20 protein-coding genes are annotated in these 18,344 nt (G+C 47.0%); 18 read left to right on the top strand and 2 right to left on the bottom strand.

Annotated features, from left to right (window positions below; all coding sequences use genetic code 11):
- The first annotated feature begins 111 nt into the window (after positions 1 to 111).
- Positions 112 to 1,962: a DUF4127 family protein gene (locus PAHA3_RS00575; protein WP_062833008.1), complete on the top strand. Its 1,851-nt coding sequence runs from the start codon at positions 112 to 114 to the stop codon at positions 1,960 to 1,962.
- A 4-nt stretch (positions 1,963 to 1,966) separates the two neighbouring features.
- Here PAHA3_RS00575 and PAHA3_RS00580 read toward each other — a convergent pair whose 3' ends face one another.
- A complete protein-coding gene (locus tag PAHA3_RS00580; RefSeq protein WP_062833009.1) occupies positions 1,967 to 2,311 on the bottom strand; it encodes a DUF3139 domain-containing protein in 345 nt (114 codons plus the stop codon).
- Between the two features lie 444 nt (positions 2,312 to 2,755).
- On the opposite strand from PAHA3_RS00580, the gene PAHA3_RS00585 reads away from it, so the two are divergent.
- The 16 genes from PAHA3_RS00585 (at position 2,756) to PAHA3_RS00655 (ending at position 16,547) form a co-directional block, all read left to right on the top strand.
- Positions 2,756 to 3,673: a hypothetical protein gene (locus tag PAHA3_RS00585; protein ID WP_153028157.1), complete on the top strand. Its 918-nt coding sequence runs from the start codon at positions 2,756 to 2,758 to the stop codon at positions 3,671 to 3,673.
- 182 nt (positions 3,674 to 3,855) lie between these two features.
- Positions 3,856 to 4,056 (top strand): hypothetical protein, encoded by a 201-nt coding sequence (locus PAHA3_RS00590; RefSeq protein WP_082762675.1) that lies wholly within the window; start codon positions 3,856 to 3,858, stop codon positions 4,054 to 4,056.
- Entirely contained in the window at positions 4,056 to 5,519 is a 1,464-nt protein-coding gene (locus PAHA3_RS00595) for a phage tail sheath subtilisin-like domain-containing protein (RefSeq protein ID WP_062833012.1), read from the top strand. Before PAHA3_RS00590 ends, PAHA3_RS00595 begins: the two co-directional genes overlap by 1 nt.
- 51 nt (positions 5,520 to 5,570) lie before the next feature.
- Positions 5,571 to 5,978, top strand: a complete 408-nt coding sequence (locus tag PAHA3_RS00600; RefSeq protein ID WP_036611426.1) for a phage tail tube protein — start codon at positions 5,571 to 5,573, stop codon at positions 5,976 to 5,978.
- Between the two features lie 176 nt (positions 5,979 to 6,154).
- Entirely contained in the window at positions 6,155 to 6,589 is a 435-nt protein-coding gene (locus PAHA3_RS00605) for a phage tail assembly chaperone (protein ID WP_017690174.1), read from the top strand.
- A 155-nt stretch (positions 6,590 to 6,744) separates the two neighbouring features.
- Positions 6,745 to 8,592, top strand: coding sequence for a hypothetical protein (locus PAHA3_RS00610; RefSeq protein WP_167350831.1), 1,848 nt, complete (start codon positions 6,745 to 6,747; stop codon positions 8,590 to 8,592).
- Between the two features lie 54 nt (positions 8,593 to 8,646).
- Positions 8,647 to 9,276: a LysM peptidoglycan-binding domain-containing protein gene (locus PAHA3_RS00615; RefSeq protein WP_062835914.1), complete on the top strand. Its 630-nt coding sequence runs from the start codon at positions 8,647 to 8,649 to the stop codon at positions 9,274 to 9,276.
- The gene (locus PAHA3_RS00620; protein ID WP_062833014.1) at positions 9,273 to 10,259 is read left to right on the top strand and encodes an XkdQ/YqbQ family protein; all 987 of its coding nucleotides are present in this window, start codon (positions 9,273 to 9,275) and stop codon (positions 10,257 to 10,259) included. The genes PAHA3_RS00615 and PAHA3_RS00620 overlap by 4 nt, the downstream gene beginning before the upstream one ends.
- Positions 10,252 to 10,662, top strand: a complete 411-nt coding sequence (locus PAHA3_RS00625) for a hypothetical protein (RefSeq protein ID WP_062833015.1) — start codon at positions 10,252 to 10,254, stop codon at positions 10,660 to 10,662. The genes PAHA3_RS00620 and PAHA3_RS00625 overlap by 8 nt, the downstream gene beginning before the upstream one ends.
- On the top strand, positions 10,655 to 11,110 hold the full coding sequence (locus PAHA3_RS00630) for a DUF2634 domain-containing protein (RefSeq protein ID WP_062833016.1): 456 nt from the start codon (positions 10,655 to 10,657) through the stop codon (positions 11,108 to 11,110). The genes PAHA3_RS00625 and PAHA3_RS00630 overlap by 8 nt, the downstream gene beginning before the upstream one ends.
- Positions 11,111 to 11,114: 4 nt before the next feature.
- Positions 11,115 to 12,254 carry a baseplate J/gp47 family protein gene (locus PAHA3_RS00635; RefSeq protein ID WP_062833017.1) on the top strand — a complete coding sequence of 380 codons (1,140 nt, stop codon included), beginning with the start codon at positions 11,115 to 11,117 and terminating at the stop codon, positions 12,252 to 12,254.
- Positions 12,255 to 12,391: 137 nt separating this feature from the next.
- Positions 12,392 to 12,982: a YmfQ family protein gene (locus tag PAHA3_RS00640; protein ID WP_062833018.1), complete on the top strand. Its 591-nt coding sequence runs from the start codon at positions 12,392 to 12,394 to the stop codon at positions 12,980 to 12,982.
- A complete protein-coding gene (locus PAHA3_RS31055) occupies positions 12,982 to 15,420 on the top strand; it encodes a tail fiber protein (protein ID WP_062833019.1) in 2,439 nt (812 codons plus the stop codon). The genes PAHA3_RS00640 and PAHA3_RS31055 overlap by 1 nt, the downstream gene beginning before the upstream one ends.
- Complete coding sequence (locus PAHA3_RS00650) at positions 15,417 to 15,809, top strand: hypothetical protein (RefSeq protein ID WP_062833020.1); 393 nt, start codon at positions 15,417 to 15,419, stop codon at positions 15,807 to 15,809. The genes PAHA3_RS31055 and PAHA3_RS00650 overlap by 4 nt, the downstream gene beginning before the upstream one ends.
- A gap of 60 nt (positions 15,810 to 15,869) precedes the next feature.
- Positions 15,870 to 16,004, top strand: coding sequence for an XkdX family protein (locus tag PAHA3_RS30095; protein ID WP_153028158.1), 135 nt, complete (start codon positions 15,870 to 15,872; stop codon positions 16,002 to 16,004).
- A gap of 9 nt (positions 16,005 to 16,013) precedes the next feature.
- Positions 16,014 to 16,547: a phage holin family protein gene (locus tag PAHA3_RS00655; protein WP_235599344.1), complete on the top strand. Its 534-nt coding sequence runs from the start codon at positions 16,014 to 16,016 to the stop codon at positions 16,545 to 16,547.
- Positions 16,548 to 16,682: 135 nt separating this feature from the next.
- Here the strand turns inward: PAHA3_RS00655 and PAHA3_RS00660 are convergent, their stop codons facing one another.
- The gene (locus PAHA3_RS00660; RefSeq protein WP_062833021.1) at positions 16,683 to 16,982 is read right to left on the bottom strand and encodes a hypothetical protein; all 300 of its coding nucleotides are present in this window, start codon (positions 16,980 to 16,982) and stop codon (positions 16,683 to 16,685) included.
- 329 nt (positions 16,983 to 17,311) lie between these two features.
- On the opposite strand from PAHA3_RS00660, the gene PAHA3_RS00665 reads away from it, so the two are divergent.
- Complete coding sequence (locus PAHA3_RS00665) at positions 17,312 to 18,250, top strand: glycoside hydrolase family 25 protein (RefSeq protein WP_062833022.1); 939 nt, start codon at positions 17,312 to 17,314, stop codon at positions 18,248 to 18,250.
- Positions 18,251 to 18,344: the final 94 nt, after the last annotated feature.

Consider the following 18,344-nt stretch of genomic DNA (forward strand, 5'->3'; position numbering starts at 1 on the left):
GGATCAAGAAAATCCGGGGATAACAGCGATCGGAAGGTTGTTCTGTCATCGAAGTGGCAAGTGTAAATAAACTGTAGTTCAACTTATATAGATAACAGGAGGCTACGTGATATGAAAACAGTATTGTATGTTCCACTGGATGATCGTCCAGCGAATCTGGATGATGTGATTGTGCAAGGGAAAGCAGCCGGTATCCATATCGTTACACCGAACCTGAGTGATCTTAAGAATCGTCTGGACTCGGAGAAAACCGTAGATGGCACAACGCTGCTCGGCACCTCCACGCCGGTTTATGGCAAACCGTCCAAGATTCATGACTTTATTCTGAAACATGCTGCCAAGGTCGACGGATTCATTATCTCATCCGATATGCTCGCTTATGGCGGTCTGATTGGCAGTCGTCAGCTCCGCGAAGATGGGGGAGGTACCTATCCGGAGTACGATGAGGAAACCACTCGTTTGCTGGATGTGATCCGGGTGATCAAGCAGAAATATCCACGCAAACCCGTATTCGTAATGGATACCATTATGCGTCTAGCTACAACCTCGTTTGCAGATGGCTTGGCGCTCGATGCATATAATGAATCCCGTGCGTTGATGCAGCAGCCACGCCAGACGTACACCGAGTTTGAAGATATTATTCAAGGTTATAACCAATCCCAGGATGGGGTGGAGTATGGGACAACGACCTATTTTGATAAAGAACAATATTACAACACAAGACAGCATAAATTCAAAACGAATCTATACATTCTGGATCAGCTGGCCCGCACAGGTTATATCGATTTCCTCGCAGTTGGCGTCGACGATGCCAATACGCAGGGTGTTCAGATCAATGAAATCAAATATGTAGAAGCACGGATCAATGAATGGCTGGGTGGAACCAATGGACAAAATCCAGATCGTGCTATCATCCTGCCGGATGCAGATGGTCTGGGGCACGCTTTGGTCGCTCGCATGGCGAACCAGTTGTTCCGAGGCGGAGCGAAGACACGTTACGCAGTGAAATATTTTGGTCCTCACGGCAATACCATCATTAACACATATGAATACATGGATGTACATGAGAATGTGGTTCGTCATGTGGATATTGTTGGAGGTGTGCTTGTGGCCGACTCGGCATATCCTGAACCGGAGGTGGTGACGAATGCGGGTGCTGGCTTGGAAAATGAACAGCTAGTGGCTGTAGCAGCCGATCAGGTTGTCCCATTTGACATGGCTTCCGAGTTGGATCGTATGACCAAGGGTCACCCGGGTAATTCCGGGGAGAACACAAGCATCGACATTGAGATTATTGCGATTACCGCTCTGGATCAGGTGCAGGCTGCGTTGGAGCAATTGACGCTAAATAGTGAGCAAGGTCTGCCTTCGGTATTGATTGATTTTGTGGGTAAAGGACCAGCCAATGTCGATGTTGCTGAAGCGTTGCTAAACAGCCCATATACCGGACGAGTGCTGGGATATAGTGCTTGGAATACACCAGGTAACAAGATCGGTATTGCTGTAGGCATGGGACAGTCGAGGTACGCGTTGATTACAACAGAGAAGCATGAGCATAAATTGCGAGATGCGATGAATGCGCATGGCTCGCTGTTGTTTAAGCGTTTCCTGAAGGATTATTACTACAAAGCGGTAGCGATTGCGGACATCCGCACATATTCCCGAGCCCATGCGCTGTATACCAACGTGGCTACTCTGTCGGATCAGAATATGCTGCTGTTCAACTCAGAGGAAGACTATGCCCATTTGCAAACATTGCTCCGTGATTTAATGCAGACTTATACTACGGCGCTTGCGAATAAAACTGCCTTCCAGACAGGCAATGTGGCGATCAAAGAGATCTGTGATGGTGAATTGTCTTACGCGACGTATGGCAGTGCACTGCTTGAATATGCGAACCCTGATTTTATCTGGGGCCGTGCGTTTGAGATTACGTTGAACCCGCAGGTTACACTGAACTAAACTGCTATCTCACCATGGGCTCCTCGTGTTTGGGATGATCACTGGTATGACTGTACTGCTTAATCTCGCCGTTGTTAAAAATGATGTATTGGTACTTGGCTTCGGGTTCATCCGCGAATGTTACGGAAGCACCGTAAGGTGCTTCAGAGCTTTTTGAAGAGTACGTACCTTTTATTTCGATAAGCTGTTCGTGTGAATAACCCTTCTGTTCCATCAGGTAAGTGGTTACCTGTTGTTCAGCTTCATTTTTCTTCAGCGGATTACCAAGCAGTCCGAAGTAGACCCAGCAGGATAACCCGAGTATAACTGCTAAGATGACAACTGAAGTGGCCTTGAATGTTTTACTCATAGGTATTTCTCCTTCTTTCACGTAAGCGACAATGAATTTAATAATGAAATATTAATATATTTGGATATATTTATCAATTCATTGATCTTGATCTTAATGCTTACTTAGATATCCTTTAAAATGATGCTTCCAGAATCGTCTTTTTTCCACCCGAACGACTCCCTTAATCGCACCGAAGTCGTACGGAACACCATCCGTGCTAGGGTTGAAAGGGTGTAAGATTGTATTATCGGATCAATAGCAAGGGACGCACCGAAAGCACATACGCTAATGTACAGACCGGCCAGGTGGCCGGTCTTTTTGATGCGGTGAATGTAGTCCCGGTACTGGTTCGGTCGGAATACGACTCTGATTTAAAAGGGGGAGTCTACTGCTGCTGCATTGTCGCTGCACGGTGTGGGCAGATCTCAAACTTGCAGCCAAAGGGGCGAAATGAATGTGTCTATGAATAATGAGACTAGCACTGCCATAAGCACCAGTGGATTGAGTACGTTCATTAAAAAAACGCTGAATCAGAAGCTCGCGGTACTTGTTCCAGATTGGGACGGTCGTGTGCTAGATGTACCTGCGTCAGGCGAAGTGTTAGCCGGGCCTTGTGCAATCGTTGCGTTTGCCGAAGAAGTGCCGAAGTCTGCTTGGGCGGGATATCGAAGGATTATTAAAATCTCACCATACGCTCGTCCAGAAGATGGTGGCACTGAACAAGTGGAAGCTTGGTCAGCCCTTCTAATTGATGGGTTGCACCAGGTAAGACTGGTGGATGAAGCAGGCGAGGCCTTCACCTGTATCTATCTGGGTTCTTCAGATAGTGACCGGGTGGATGCAGGGTCCGGCATGGTTACGCGCAGTCTACGGTTTGGGGTGTATGTTCCCGAAGACTCGGGAGCTGCTCTCGTTGAATCAGAGGATGCGTGGTTAGCCGCGCTTCAAGGCTGGACACAGCTGGAACTTGGCTCGAACTGGTCGGTGTATGGGGATGTCTGGCCTGGTGGGTACGAGAAGCCGTCTGTGCTATGGCGATTGGCCGGATGCAGCACGTCTGTGGCAGGCACATCGGCATTGGAGGTTCGACAACAGTGGATTGGGCATGTGCTCACCGATCATCCAGTGCTAACACGCCAGACCGTTACTCGGTTGGTCCAGCAACTTGCAGTGCAATCTCGTCTTGCCATCACTGAAACGGGTGGCGAAGAGCACGAAGGTAACACAAGGTATGTGACGGTGGATGAGGTCACGGCAGATCTGCAGACGGATGCATATCTGAATGGTCAGATTCGCCTGACGTTGCAACAGCGGATTCGTCGTCCGGGTACGAATGTACCGTTCATTCGTGAGATTCACCATAGCAAAGGCATGAAGTAAACGTTAGTCGAGAGGAACCTTCTATATAAGGGTGGTTCCAGATTATAGCTTTGAGTAGATTGGTTTAGCTTCAAATTCATAGGTTCATAGGATCGAAAATTCATAGGATCGAAAATTCATAGGTCAACCTTAAAGATCAACGATTCACGAAATCAGTAGTCCAACAATGAGGTGAGATGGCAATGGCAAGTTCAGTGAAAAAAAGCAAACAGACAGCCCCGCAGTATACACGGGCAGAACTAATGAATCATGCAGAAGCCCTCTTTGCCGTTAAGGCAGAGGTGCTGTATGGTGCACTGTACGAAGCAGTGCAAGAGACGTTTTCCATTGAAGAAACGCAAGAACGAATTAACCAATTTATGAAAGCGAAGGTGAAGGGATAATGGCAGGTGGAACTTGGGAGCAAACGAATCGTCCGGTCCTTCCGGGCTTATATATGAATTTTCAGGCGGCAGCATCCTCGGCCATTCAAGTGGGTACGCGGGGAACGGTCGTTGTGCCAATCAAGGCCAACTGGGGTCCGGTGGGGACTTTTGTTGAAGTAGGGAGCGAAGCGGCGATTGAACGTATTTATGCGGCGAATGTGCTGGATAACGGTACGGCCTATACATCCTTGAAACTCGCCCTGTTGGGTGGACCGAAGAAGCTGCTCGCTTATCGGGTAGCAAGTGCTGCGGCCAAAGCAGCTACGCTTACTTTGAAGGACAGCAGTGATGCCAATGTGCTGCAATTGGATGCGAAGTATCCGGGGGATCGTGCGAACGGATTCTACGTCACCATCCAGCCGGGTGTGATTGATAATACGAAGCATGAAGTGCGTCTTTTTGAAGGCAACCGGATGTTGTATGCGCTCCTGACAGCGGATATTACAGCAGCGTCTCTGGCAAAAGAGATTAACGCGGATGAACAAAATGTCTGGGTAACGGCGCAGGCGATTGGCGATGGTACTGGCGTGGTTGCAACTGTTGCGGGTGCGGCATTCAAAGGCGGCGTAAGTGGAAACGATGACCTGACCAATGCGGAATACATTGCTGTACAGGGTGCCCTGGAAGGGGAGCAATTCGACGTCTTGGCTTTGGATCAGGCGGCTGATGCGCCTCTGCTTGCGAGCTTTGCGGCATGGGTGAAACGTGTGCGTAGTGAAGGTAAACCGGTGGTGGCTGTATTTGGCGGTTCCGCAGCGGACGACACCTCTGCTACAGCAGCACAAAAAGCGGCAGCACGTTCGCTTGCGCTGAACCATGAAGGTCTGATTAATGTCGGTACAGGCGTGCGCCTTGGAGATGCATTCTACAGCTCCGCGGAAACGTCCGCCTATGTTGCAGGTCTGATCGCCGGACAACGTCTGAACCAATCCACAACCTATGCAGCTACTCCGTTCGATGACGTGACACGTCGTTGGACGCGTGCAGAACAGGAGCAGGCGGTACAGAATGGCGTATTTATTTTCTTCCATGATGGACGTCAGGTGAAAGCACTTCGCGGTGTAAACACACTGGTAACGCCAGCCGCTGGACAGAATAATGCGTGGAAAAAAATCCGTTCCATTCGTGTGTTGGATGCCATCAACACGGATTTGCAGCGCTCTGCGGAAGATACGTATATCGGTAAGGTAAACAATACCGAAGAGGGTCGTCAGGCGCTGATTAGTGCCATGAAGGCCTATTTGGCGCTGCTCGCACAGAGTAATGTTATTGAAGCTGACGGTTATGATGTCATTCTTGACCCAGCTTACTACGGTGCGGCACCAGTTCTCAAACCGGAAGCAGATCAAGTATTCCTGCAATGGAATGTGAAGCTGACGGATGTGATGGAGCAGTTGTTTGGTACATTTTACGTGCAATAAGGTTGTGTGGAAGGAAAGAACAATATTTTATAATTTCTAGGAGGAAAATATATGTTGGATGCATCAAGAGTAATTCTCGGTACCCATGGTCAGTTGCATATCGATGGTGTGTGGCAGACAAACATTAACAAGCTGGAAGCGAGTGTGGAGATTGAAAAGCGTGAGCTGAACCTGGTCGGTAACGACTGGAAAGTGCACAAAAACGGCGCAAAAAAAGGAACAGGCACGATGACGGGCTACAAAGTCACTTCCGATATGATCCAGCGCGGCTTCACCAAATTCGAGATTATTTCCAAGCTAAACGACCCTGAATCGTATGGACATGAGAGTGTATTGCTGAGAGGTTGCATGGTGGACAAAATTCAGCTTGCCAACTGGACAGCGGGTGAGGAAGTACCGGAGGAAACAGGTTTTACGTTTGAAGGATTTGAATTGCTGAATCCGATTGTGGCGAACTAAGCTTTGGAATAGGCACGTTATTGAGCTGGTTTGCTCAAGCGTGATTGTATAGTTACTTCATTAATAATTAGGGCACCATTGCAGGCCGAGATGATCTCGGTCTCTTTGTTGTCTCTACAGGCTTGGAAGATGGCATCGATGAACCCATTTGTGAAATAAGAAGGAGATAACGCCCGATGAGTATGAATGAAAATATGTCCGAAGAACAGATTTTGGATCAGTTGTTTGAAGCAGCAGAACGTTTGCCAGAGGAGAATGTACGCATTCAGCGTCTGGATCTGCTGTTGACCTTGCGTGGACTGACGTCTTCCAAAGTGGACCACATTCGCGAACGTTGTACGATTCGTAAAACGACCAAAGGCCGCACCGAGGAAAAGGTGGATACCGAAACATTTAACGCGCTGCTCATTTCTGAAGCAACGGTGAAATTGAAAGTCCGCAGCCTGGAACTCTCCGGCTGGGGAGATACCCGCATTACCGGCCGCATGAAGCTGTCTGGTGGAGAACAGGCGGTACGCCGCATGCTGCTTGCAGGAGAATTGGATGCCGTAGGTGATAAAGTGCTGGAGCTGTCCGGCTTCGGTGTGGAGATTGAAGACCTAAAAAACTGATTCACTCCGGCGGGGTGACCACGTTCCTGTATCACATGTGGGTGCGTCATCATCTCCGGCCCGGAGAGTTCTGGTCTTTGCCACGCGGGGAGCGCTCGCTGTTAATTGCGTTCTCGGAAGAGGAAATAGAAGGTGGCCTAGAAGAATAAAGGCTAATGGAGGTGATAGAAATGTTTGAGAATATAGTTAGTGATGGTATTAAATCATTTAGCAGGTTGAGGAATTATATGGGGAAAACTAACAAAAAAAAATCTTTTAATTCGCCTGCTATAAGTACAATTCATAAGATTGTTTCTAGAAATGCGATGTTTAAACCTAAAATTAATTTTAGTGAAAATAAAAATTCAAAGTTTTTAAAGAAGAATAAAAATTTTAATAAACTGCTTAAAGGAACAGGATCGCTAATAAAAGCAGTGGCAAATCAAAAAAGTTATCATACGGGACCTCATTTTAATTCAGTTGAAAAAAAGAAAGATGCATCTGTAGGGGACAAACTAAATTTCTTATGGAATAAGTCTGCATCGGGAGTAAAAAGTGCGACTGGCTGGACAAAAGATAAGGCAAATTTCTTATGGAATAAGTCTGTATCAGGAGTAAAAAATGCTATTGGGTGGACAGGAGATAAGGCGAATTTCTTATGGAATAAGTCTGCATCGGGAGTAAAAAGTGCTATTGGGTGGACAGGAGATAAGGCGAATTTCTTATGGAATAAGTCCGTATCAGGAGTAAAAAGTGCTATTGGGTGGACAGGAGATAAGGCAAATTTCTTATGGAATAAGTCTGTATCAGGAGTAAAAAATGCTATTGGGTGGACAGGAGATAAGGCGAATTTCTTATGGAATAAGTCTGTATCAGGAGTAAAAGGTGCGACTGGCTGGACAAAAGATAAGGCAAATTTCTTATGGAATAAGTCTGCATCAGGAGTAAAAAGTGCGACTGGCTGGACAGGAGATAAGGCAAATTTCTTATGGAATAAGTCTGTATCAGGAGTAAAAAGTGCTATTGGGTGGACAGGAGATAAGGCAAATTTCTTATGGAATAAGTCTGTATCAGGAGTAAAAGGTGCGACTGGCTGGACAAAAGATAAGGCAAATTTCTTATGGAATAAGTCTGCATCAGGAGTAAAAAGTGCGACTGGCTGGACAAAAGATAAGGCAAATTTCTTATGGAATAAGTCTGTATCAGGAGTAAAAGGTGCTATTGGGTGGACAGGAGATAAGGCAAATTTCTTATGGGATAAGTCCGAATCGGCATGGAATCAGTTAACAGAGTGGTACAAAGATATCGATTTTAAAAAAAAGTTTAATAACTTTTTTAAAGTCACAAGTATCTTAAATTACATCAAAGATTTTGGTGAAAAATCTATTGAGTTCGGTAAAAAGAAAGGATGGGGCATACATCCCAAGATAGAAAATATGTGGTCAAGTCCCTTTGTAAAAAAAATTAGGATGTTTGGAAAACGAGCATTTCCTTTCCTTGATATTGGATCTTCTATAAACGATGTTGTACAGGCTCCAACACCAGATGAAAAAATTATTGCGTTTAGTAAGGCTTTGTTAGGTAAATTAGGCTCAATTGGTGGTGCTGCTGCGGGGACATTTTTTGGATCGTTGCTACCAGCACAACCAGCAACGGTTCCAGCTTTTGCCTATCTTGGTTCCTTAGGAGGTGAATGGGGCGGGAAAATCATAGGTGGGTTGGCAGGACAAGGTCTAACTAAGGTTTGGCCTAAAACTTGGTGGCCCTATAAGAAAGAAAAAACTTCCAAGATTAATCCAACTAAAAATTTAAACCTGAATAAAGGAAAAACACAAAACTTGGTAGGCTCTATTAATAAAACGTCTCCTTCGCAGCGCATTAATGTTACTTTACCCACAGGAGCAATCCAAATTTCAAATGGCAGTAACAAGGTGGATTATAATGGTATGGTTGCACAGATAAGTGCTCATTTTGTGAAAGAATTAAGAAAAGCTATGGAAAACCGAAAAACGATTATGGCCTAAGCAGAAAGGAGGCCGTGTATGTCTGTATTTGAAGATAACGTGGAAGGGATACGAATGGAATTTACGCTGATCGATGGGAAAACGAAGTTCCAGTTCCCTGTGAAGCCAGAAGAGCTTACGATCTCACGTTCAAAAGGGTATGAAACGATTAATATGCTGGAGCATGGCGAGTTTGATTTTGCGCAGGGGGAGAAGGTGAAGGAGATCACCTTCTCTTCTTTTTTTCCCAAAGAATATGATGCGTCCTATTGTATGTACGAAGATTTGCCTGATCCGCGGGTAGCGATGAATATGCTGAATACTTTTCTGATATCGAAAAAGCCGCTGCGCTTCATCATCACCAATACGGGGGTGAACGTGCCGGTATATCTGATCTCGCACAATACGACATTCCGGGGCGGCGAGACAGGAGATATTTACTTCGACCTGACCCTGCGCACATGGCGGGATTCCAAGGTGGAGAAGGTGGGTTCTGCCGCATCTGGGAGCAAGTCAGGTTCTCGTACGGATTTGAAAAAGTCTAGCAAGACCTACACTATCAAATCTGGCGACTCCCTGTCCAAAATAGCAAAGCTTGAGCTGGGTAGCAGTTCCAAATGGAACGAGATCTACAAGCTCAACGCAAAGATCATCGGCAGTGATCCAAACCGGATCAAGCCCGGACAAAAGCTGGTGATGCCATGACCTACAAGGTCATTGTCGACGACAAATATGACATCACCAAGCTGGTGGAGACGATTACGCTGAAGGACTCGCTGGACCAGATTGCGTATCAGGCCAACATCCGGCTGGCGGTGTCTGCGTCTTCTGGTCTGCCTTCGATATCACCGGGTATGGCGGTGCGGATTAGCGGGGTTCCTTTTGGTGAAAAATCCATGGTTCACTTGCTGCATCCTGCGGTCATCTGGGAGGTGGAGAGTTCCAATAGCGGCACCAAGCGGCTGTCTCTCACGGTGTACGACCGGATGATTTATCTGGAAAAGTCGGAGGATGAGTTCCTCCTGCCGAAGGATCAGACCGCTACGCAGCGACTAAAAACCTACGCCAAAGAGTGGAAGATTCCATACGCTACATTGCCGGAAACCAAGACAAAGCTGGGAAAAGCCGTGTATCGGTCACAGACGATCTTCTCGATGATGTTTGCCGATCTGAAGGAAACGGCGAAGTCCGGCGGGGAGATGTATCATCCACGGATGACACCCGGCGGGTTACAGCTCTTTCAGGTCGGAAGTAATGCAAAGGTGTATGAGCTTGATCGACTAATTGATCTGACCCAGATGCGTACGCTCGAAGGGGCGGTTACCAAAGTTAAAGTGATGGCAGCGTCGGAGTCACCGAGTGGCAAAGAAGTTCCTTCCAAAGTGCTCGCAATTGAGCAGGATGGTGTGGAAGAACTGGGCACATTGCAAAAGCTGATTGAAGACGATCAGGTGAAATCGACAACCGCGGCGAAAAAACTGGCGAAAAGTCATCTGACGGGTATTCAGGAGACCTTTACGATATCAGCACCGGATGTGAATACGATTCGCGCCGGGGACGCGGTGTTGTTAAAAGGGCTGAAGCTAATCGTCATGTCGGTCAGCCGTGATCTGTCTGCCGGACCTGGAACGATGACGTTGGAGCTGGGGACGGCTGAGCTGGTGAAAAGGAGGTATTACCTTGAATAAAGATGATCCGTATGGGCATTTTGCCGACGTCATGCGGGGTGCGATGAGTACACATTCCCGTCAGGCCGTGAGCGGTCTGGGAGCAGTACTAGGTACGATGACCTCGTCCGGCGTAAAGCTGGATGATTTCAAGCACGAAGTGCAGGATTATCTCGTGGCCGAGTTGCCGGGCACGCTTGGACTGCCGGAGCGCGAGGCTGCTGGCGCGATTTCCGGTATATCTGACGTGGCAAACGGCGGAACGACGGGCACGGGACGGTTTCTTTTGCAAGAAGAGGAAGTGGAGGAAGCGGTGTTGTCTCTTGGCAAAGGTCTGAAAGCGGGAGATCGTGTGCTGGCGATGCGGGTGAATGGCGGTAACGACATTGTGGTGCTGTGTAAGGTGGTGAGTGCGCATGCCTAGTTTGTTTCCGGAAACGGGTGTGGTCTGGGGAGATGAGGAGGATCTGTCGGGGGCGGCTTCGGAAGAGGTACGCTTTGGACGGAGCTGGCGATTCGATTACGATGCAGGGGATTTTGTACTGACTCCGAGTGGCAAAGTAGCTGCGGCGAGTGGGCATGAAGCCTGGGTACAGTGGTGCATTAAGGCCGTGAAAACACCAAGATACAGACATGTGATCTATTCCCGAAACTACGGTTCGGAGCTGGAGGATCTGGTAGGGCAGGGTGATAGCCGGGGTGTGATGGAAAGTGAGATTACACGGATGGTGACGGAGACGTTGCTGGCTGATCCACGGACGGATTCGGTAGACCAGTTCACGTTTGATTGGAATCGGGAGCAGTGTATGTTCTCGTGTCGGGTGGCGAGTGTGCAGGAAGAGATGTTTATTCTGGAAAGTGAGGTGATCTGACGGGATGGCTGAGATTCCGCGTTATTTGGAGGACCAGACGGAGGAACAGATTATGCAGCGTATGCTGGATCGTCTGCCCGCGGATCTGGATAAGTCGGAGGGTTCGTTCTTGTGGGATGCGGAGGCTCCGGTTGCGTTTATGCTGTCTGAGGCAGCTTTGTGGGCGCAGGAATTATTGCGGCGGGGGTTTGCAAGTACGGCTGCGAGCAGTGATCCGAATTTTCGTTCGGAAGAGCTGGATCTACGGGCAGGAGAGCACGGCATCACACGGCGAGCTGCAGTGGCGGCACAAGGTGCAGTGAGGTTCATGGGTATGCCGGGGAAAGTGGTGCCTGCGGGAACGGTCGTGGCTACGCTCGCGGATGAAGTGTCTGCTGAAGCTTCGCTCGAATATGAGACGGTGGGACGTTTGGAACTGGATGCGGATGGTTCCGGGATGGTAGGCGTGCGAGCGCTTGTTGCCGGAAAAGATAGCAATGTGCCTGTGGGCACGGTAACTGTGCTGTCTACACCTGTAAGTGGCGTGACTTCTGTCACGAACGTTGAGGTGATCAAAGGCGGGGCAGATATTGAGGCAGACACGGCATTGTTGGAACGCTTTTATGCCAAAGTCCGCAACCAAGGAACCAGCGGCAACAAATCGCAATATGTGCAATGGGCCAGTGAAGTACCAGGTGTTGGTGCAACGCGTGTCATTCCGTTATGGCAGGGTCCGGGCACGGTGGGATTGTATCTGCTGGACACGGACAAACGCGCTGCGGGCATCGATCTGGTGGCGGCGGTACAGAAGTACGTTGACCCCACGCAGGATGGACAGGGTGAAGGCGTTGCACCGGCGGGGCCAGTGGTGTCCGTGATGCCAGCCGTGGAAGTGTCGATGAATATTCAGGTGAAGCTGACTCTTGCTAGTGATGCGACATTGGCCGATGTACGGGCATTAATCGAACGCGGGGTGACCGCGTATCTGAAACAGTTGGCTTTTGCCGATCCACTCGTTCGTTACACTCGCATCGCCGCGATTCTACTGGACATTCCGCCGATTATCGACTATTCGGAGCTTACCGTGAATGGTGTAAGCGACCAGAATATTGAGATGACCGCGAACCAGGTGGCCGTGTTGGGGACGGTGGATGTTCATGAGTAACATTGGGCAGATGGTGGACGAGGAAGTAGTTTTGGAGTGCGGAGACCAAGGAAGATTGGGAGAAATACGCCGATCTGGGTTGGATATGGTGAGCGAAACGCTCCCTGTTGATGTGAAAGGAAGGGAGGGGACAGGGCATGAGTGCTCCTTCTATTGTAGATGTTGGACTGACGAGTGAGAAAGGGCGGGAGCTGTTCTCGTATTTGCCAAGGTATTATGAGACTTCAAGAGTGATGCAGGCCGATATGCAGGCCAAAGGCAGTGAAATGGATCTGCTGTTTCAGGCGTTGGATGAGACGTTGGAGCAGTTTTTTGTCCGTACAGCGACGTGGGGGCTGGATTTCTGGGAGCAGGAGCTTGGCATTGAGACGGATCGTCTCAAACCCGTAGAGCAGCGGCGTGCGGTCGTGGAATCGAAGCTGCGTGGTGCCGGGAAGTTTTCGGGGAGACAGGTTGCGAATGTGGCTGAGGCGTATGCCGGGGGCAAGGTGGATGTAACATTTCAGCCGGAAGCGTGGAGTTTTACGGTGAGCTTTGTGGATACGATGGGCATCCCGCCCAATATCGATGATCTCAAACGTGCGATTGAAGAATTGAAACCGGCCCACATGGCCGTGGAATATAGATATCGTTATCTGGTCTGGGATGATCTGGACGACAAACAGATGACATGGGACGAACTCGATGCCGCGTCCTTGACGTGGAATGAACTGGAGGTGTGGGCGTAATGCCAAAAGAAACAGATCGACTGAAATTGCCTCTTCCCTTGGGGAACGAGAATGTGACCCGGGAGAGTATTAACGGGATTTTTGAAAAGATTGATGCAGGAGTGGCGACACGTGAATCCATCCTTATACCTGCGGAATCTGATCTTAATAGCTATATTACAGAAGGGGAATATTATTGCCCAACGAATGCGACAGTAGGAACTTTAGCTAATTCCCCAGTAGGAGTAGCCTTTCATTTGACGATAGAAAAACATGCTGGTGTGGTCCAGACTTTAACAACCTTTGAACCGAGTAACCTGCAAGTTTTTCAAAGGAACTACTATGTCGGATGGGGTCCATGGAAAAAAGTACCTACAAGGGATGATATCGAAGAGGTAAAAGTATACACCGATCAGAAACTCGGAGAAATCATTATTAATGATGCATCCTTAACAGATAAGGGTATCGTCCAACTGTCCAACGCAGTTGATGGCACCCGTGAAGACTTGGCTGCTACGGAGAAGGCGGTTAGGGATGCAGCTACAGCAGCTGAAACAAATGCGAAAAATGCGAGTCTTCCGCGTACGGGCGGTGATATTTCAGGTCCACTTACAGTTAATTCGTGGGGAAGTATCTCGGCTGGTACATCAGGCTTTTTCCTGATGGGACATAACTGTTATATCCACCCAACAAACAATAAGTACTACTACAAACAAACTCACTCTAACTTGGGTGCTAGAGGTATCATTTTTAGATTAGGTCAGGTTGGCGTGTATACCTTTGAAACCGGACCAATCCCTACAGTAAAGGATACAGAATTTACACCAACCTTGGTTAGAATGTCTACACAAACAGACTATGATGTGCTTTTTCAATCTGTCAGTGATGGTAAGGCAGTTTTGGAAACAGCCATTACTGACAAGGGCGGTACAGTTTTGAAACTGTCTGGAGTACCGACATATGCTGAGTTGAACCGGGGGATTTCTTCTATACCTACAGTTGAGGCTGGTAAATTTGGTGATGGGAAGCATGGAGAACTAGTATTAAATTCCACGTGGCCCAATAAAGGGCCAGCTATAATACCCGGAGAAGTTGGAAATAACCATAGCTATATGATAGATGGATTAACTTCAACATCTACAAGATTTGAGAACATTCCTTCTACAACTTATCAAGATGATAGTAACAAAAAACATGCATTTACGATCGACCTTGGTGGTGGTTTTCCAATTTTAAGAAGAGTTACAAACATCTCTTTTACTTATAGATTTGTGAGTGCAACTACCTCAAATAGCAGCTTCGTTATTCAATTGTTGTGGTCAGATGATAATTATACCTGGAGTGGGTTAACAAGCTTATCGTCAAATAATACGAATTGGACTATAAATTCCTTGAGCTTGTCTAATCTTCCAGCCGGTGCAAGATACATTAAAGCATTCGTTTATCAAGGCTCAAGTAATGGAAGTGTAGTAACAGGAGAAATTCAGGAAATTCAGATTACCTATGAAAATGGTAGTAGTTTCTATGCTTCTGGGGGATTTGAAGCTATTGAATGTACATCATTTACTCTCGAAACTGGTGCAACAATACGATATAGACCAATTAGAGGGTTGGTCATTTTCTCAAAAGGTGACGTTGTTATACGAGGGAACATGAGCATTATTAAAGGTTTTGAGTCTGGAGTTCCAGTGATTTGGCCACTCATGACTAACTACGGTGACACCATGCTTCGTGGTGGAGCCGGAGGAGCCGGAGGTGGGAGGTTATTGGTAGGTTCTCCAGGTGGAAGACTGTTTGGTGGAGGTTTTGGAGAAGGAGGCGTTGGGGGAAGTGGATACGCCGGATCAAATGGCTCTTGGCCTCCTTTTAGAAGTGCTTTACAAAGGAATGTTAAAATGATTAGTCCTGACGCTGGTGGTGGCTTGGGTGGTTATTCAGATGGAAACATAGAGAGTTATGCTTGGGGAGGAGCAGGTGGTGGTGGTCAATCTATAGGCTTTACTTCCTGGGAAAAATACTCAACATATCGTGGTGGAAAAGGTGGAAACTGTTACGGAGGCGGAGGTGGAGGAGGAGGCGGAGCCTCAGATACAAGGGAAGGTTATAGTGGTGGAGATGGTGGCTATGCAGGTGGCTACTTCGGGATAGTCTGTGCAGGAGATCTGACAATTACATCACAAATTAATGCCAGTGGAGGAAACGGTGGAGTTGCAGGAGCAGGTAATGGAGAAGGAGTATATGCATCATCTGGAGGAACTGGTGGCGGAGGTGCAGGGGGAGGAGTACTTACCTTCTTTTATAATAAAAATTATAAGTTGACTGGATCGTTATTGGTAAATGGTGGAATTGGTGGTGCAGGGGTTGCTACTGCAGGAAGTAACTATGTTACTCAAGCAGGAGGTAATGGCTTGGCGGGAACCATTGTTGTTAAGAAATTAGGAGGGGAGTTTGAATCATGAGAATGATATATATTTACTCTAAACATAACCCAAGATCACTCGAAATGATAGAACACACAAAAGAAAAATTAGGTTCTACGATGGAACTAATACAGTGTGAAGAATACGATGAGGTAAAAGATATTTATCCTATTAGCGGATTACCAGCTGTAATTTTTTTACGTGAGGATTTACAAGGCGAGCGTCTTTTAGGAGAGGATGTTGAACTATCTTCTTTAAGAATAGAATTAGAATTAGCTAAAATGCAAGAGGAAGAAGAAAACAATTTGCATAACATGGAGACTAAACGACTTGATTTTATACTAAGACAGCATATTTTAGAAGCAACAGAACCTATTGTAAAAAAGCTAATTACTTTGATGATTACTGAGAAAAAACGATTGGAATGATTCTAAGCTAGAAATAATATTAAAATCTCTATAAATTATCAATGGGTGAGGTGTGGTGGTATGTCTAATTTTCAATTGTTTGAAATGGCTTGGAAGAATAGTTGGATAGATGAGTTTGAAATGAATGATGCTGTCAAGTATGGAATCCTTACTAAAGAGGAGTTTATTGATATAACTGGATATCCCTATGAATGAGGTGAAATCATGGAACGATGGGACACCCTATGGAAATGGGGGATTGCGCTCATGAGCAGCTCAGCAACCTACTTCTTCGGTGGCTGGTCAGGCGTGCTCGGCGTACTACTCGTATTCGTCATCCTCGATTACCTAACCGGCATCGCGGCGGCGGGGATGACTGGCAAGTTAGAAAGCAACATCGGCATGTTCGGCATCGCGCGAAAAGTATTTATATTTGCAATGGTATCGGTGGCTCATCTGGTGGACGGTGTTCTGGGAGACGGACACTTGTTCAGGGATGCGGTCGCCTTTTTTTATATCGCTAATGAGTTGTTGTCCATTATCGAAAACGGGGGCAAGTTGGGCGCTCCAATCCCGCCAGTGATCCGACAGGCAATTGAAGTGCTCAAGGGGAAGGCGGGAGAGGGTGCCATTTCAAATCATTTACCTTTTAGTCCCCCGCCAGAAGACAGCGAGAAGGAGATTGATGGCCCTCATGGAGATACGAAGCCAGTAGAAAAAACGGAGCATGGCAGTTCAACTGCTGAGAAAAATGATTAATCTGTTTAGTAAGGTATCACTCTAGTAATGTAGATAAAGATAGATGGATAGAAGTAAAGTTGGAATGAGAAAAGCACCCGATCCGGGTGCTTTAATATTTTCCGATACTCGTAGTCTGTATAATCTTCTTACTAACTATTTATTTAGTTTAACAATAAGTTTATTGTAATAAATCAACTGCTCCAGATAAGAGTCTTCCTTCATTAGACTAGCTCTATAGGCTGCTGAAGAAGTTTCGAGATACTCCCTTTTATCCCGCAACGTTTCAATTTGCCCTTTGATTTTTTTGATCTGTTTTTTGTAATAGGCCATTTTCTCTTGGTATGTACTTTCTTTCTTTGTGGTGGCAGCCTCAACGCTTGGCTGAATGACAACAGCTGAAGTCGCAGATAGTAAAACGGTTATACTAAGTACGGCAGTTAATAGCTTTTTCAATGACACTTTCCTCCAATGAATAGTTTTTACAATCTGATATTAGACAATCTTTATCATCTAACAGAAGTAGTCTAACAGATACATAGTTATTTTACTATTCAATGAATTGGTAATCTCCAACACATCAGGGACACGCACACAAGCAACCCTTGATCCAAACGCATTAACTATAGGAGCATTTTGCATCAATCCAGAGAGTGACATCCAACCAGCAATGTATAGATCAGAATGCTTTAGTCTGTCTATACTTGTACCCGGGAACGCTTGAATCGAAATGATGTAAAATGCTGATACAAACGGCAATTTGCCGCATAAAGGGTGTGAAAAATATGCAAACGAGAAGTTCGGGCAACACACAGGGCATTGACATCTCCCGATACCAGGGCAATATTGACTGGGCGAAGGTGAAGGCGAGTGGCATGACATTTGTATTCATCAAGGCGACCGAGGGACAGACATATACCGATCCGAATTATCAGAAAAATGTAACAGGCGCACTGGCGGCAGGCATGCTGGTGGGTACGTACCATTTCTTCCGTGCGACATCGACCGATGGTGCCAAGGCAGAAGCGGCTCATTATGCCAATACACTTAACAAAGTGGGAGGCGCCAAAGCGCTACAACTGCCACCCGTCATGGACTACGAAAACAACCCTGGCAACCTGAGCAAAGCGCAGATGAATACAGTTGCCAAAGCTTTTTTAACCGAACTACAACGCCTCACAGGTGTAAAACCGATCATATACACGGGCAATTCATTTGCCGGGAATTTTGACACATCACTCAGTTCATACGATCTGTGGATCGCGCGTTACAGCAACACCCGTGTACCGGATGACCAGCCGGCATGGAAGCGTTGGACGTTCTGGCAGTATACGGATTCAGGCAAGGTGAATGGCATTAGCGGCAACGTGGATATGAATGAATTCGAGGGCACAGCGGCACAGCTCAGAGCAAGATACGCAGCTGCCACTCCGAAACCACCGGAGCCAACGGAACCGACCAATCCGAATCCACCAACCGTACCACCGAAAGGGGGCGAACCGATGACAGCCGAAGAGAAAGCAGCGTTTGATGCGCTCAAATCCCAGGTTGATAAAATGCAGGCGCGTCAGCAAATGGAAGTTCCAGTATGGGCGAAAGCAGCTGTGGATGCAGCACTTGCCTATGACACCAAAAATCCATTGTTCAGCATCGATAATGGGGCGAGTTATGATTTTTACCGTTTTATTACCGTGATGCATCGCAGAGGATTGTTTAAAAAGTGAGCTGATTCTTAGCAAATGACAAGATGATCTTATCTCAATGTGGATGGAATGAAGAAGGGACACGAGACGCTTTTTGTCGAACCGTGTTCCTTTT

The sequence above is a fragment of the Paenibacillus amylolyticus genome, from assembly GCF_001570725.1.
In the GTDB taxonomy this organism is placed as follows: Bacteria; Bacillota; Bacilli; order Paenibacillales; family Paenibacillaceae; genus Paenibacillus; species Paenibacillus amylolyticus_A.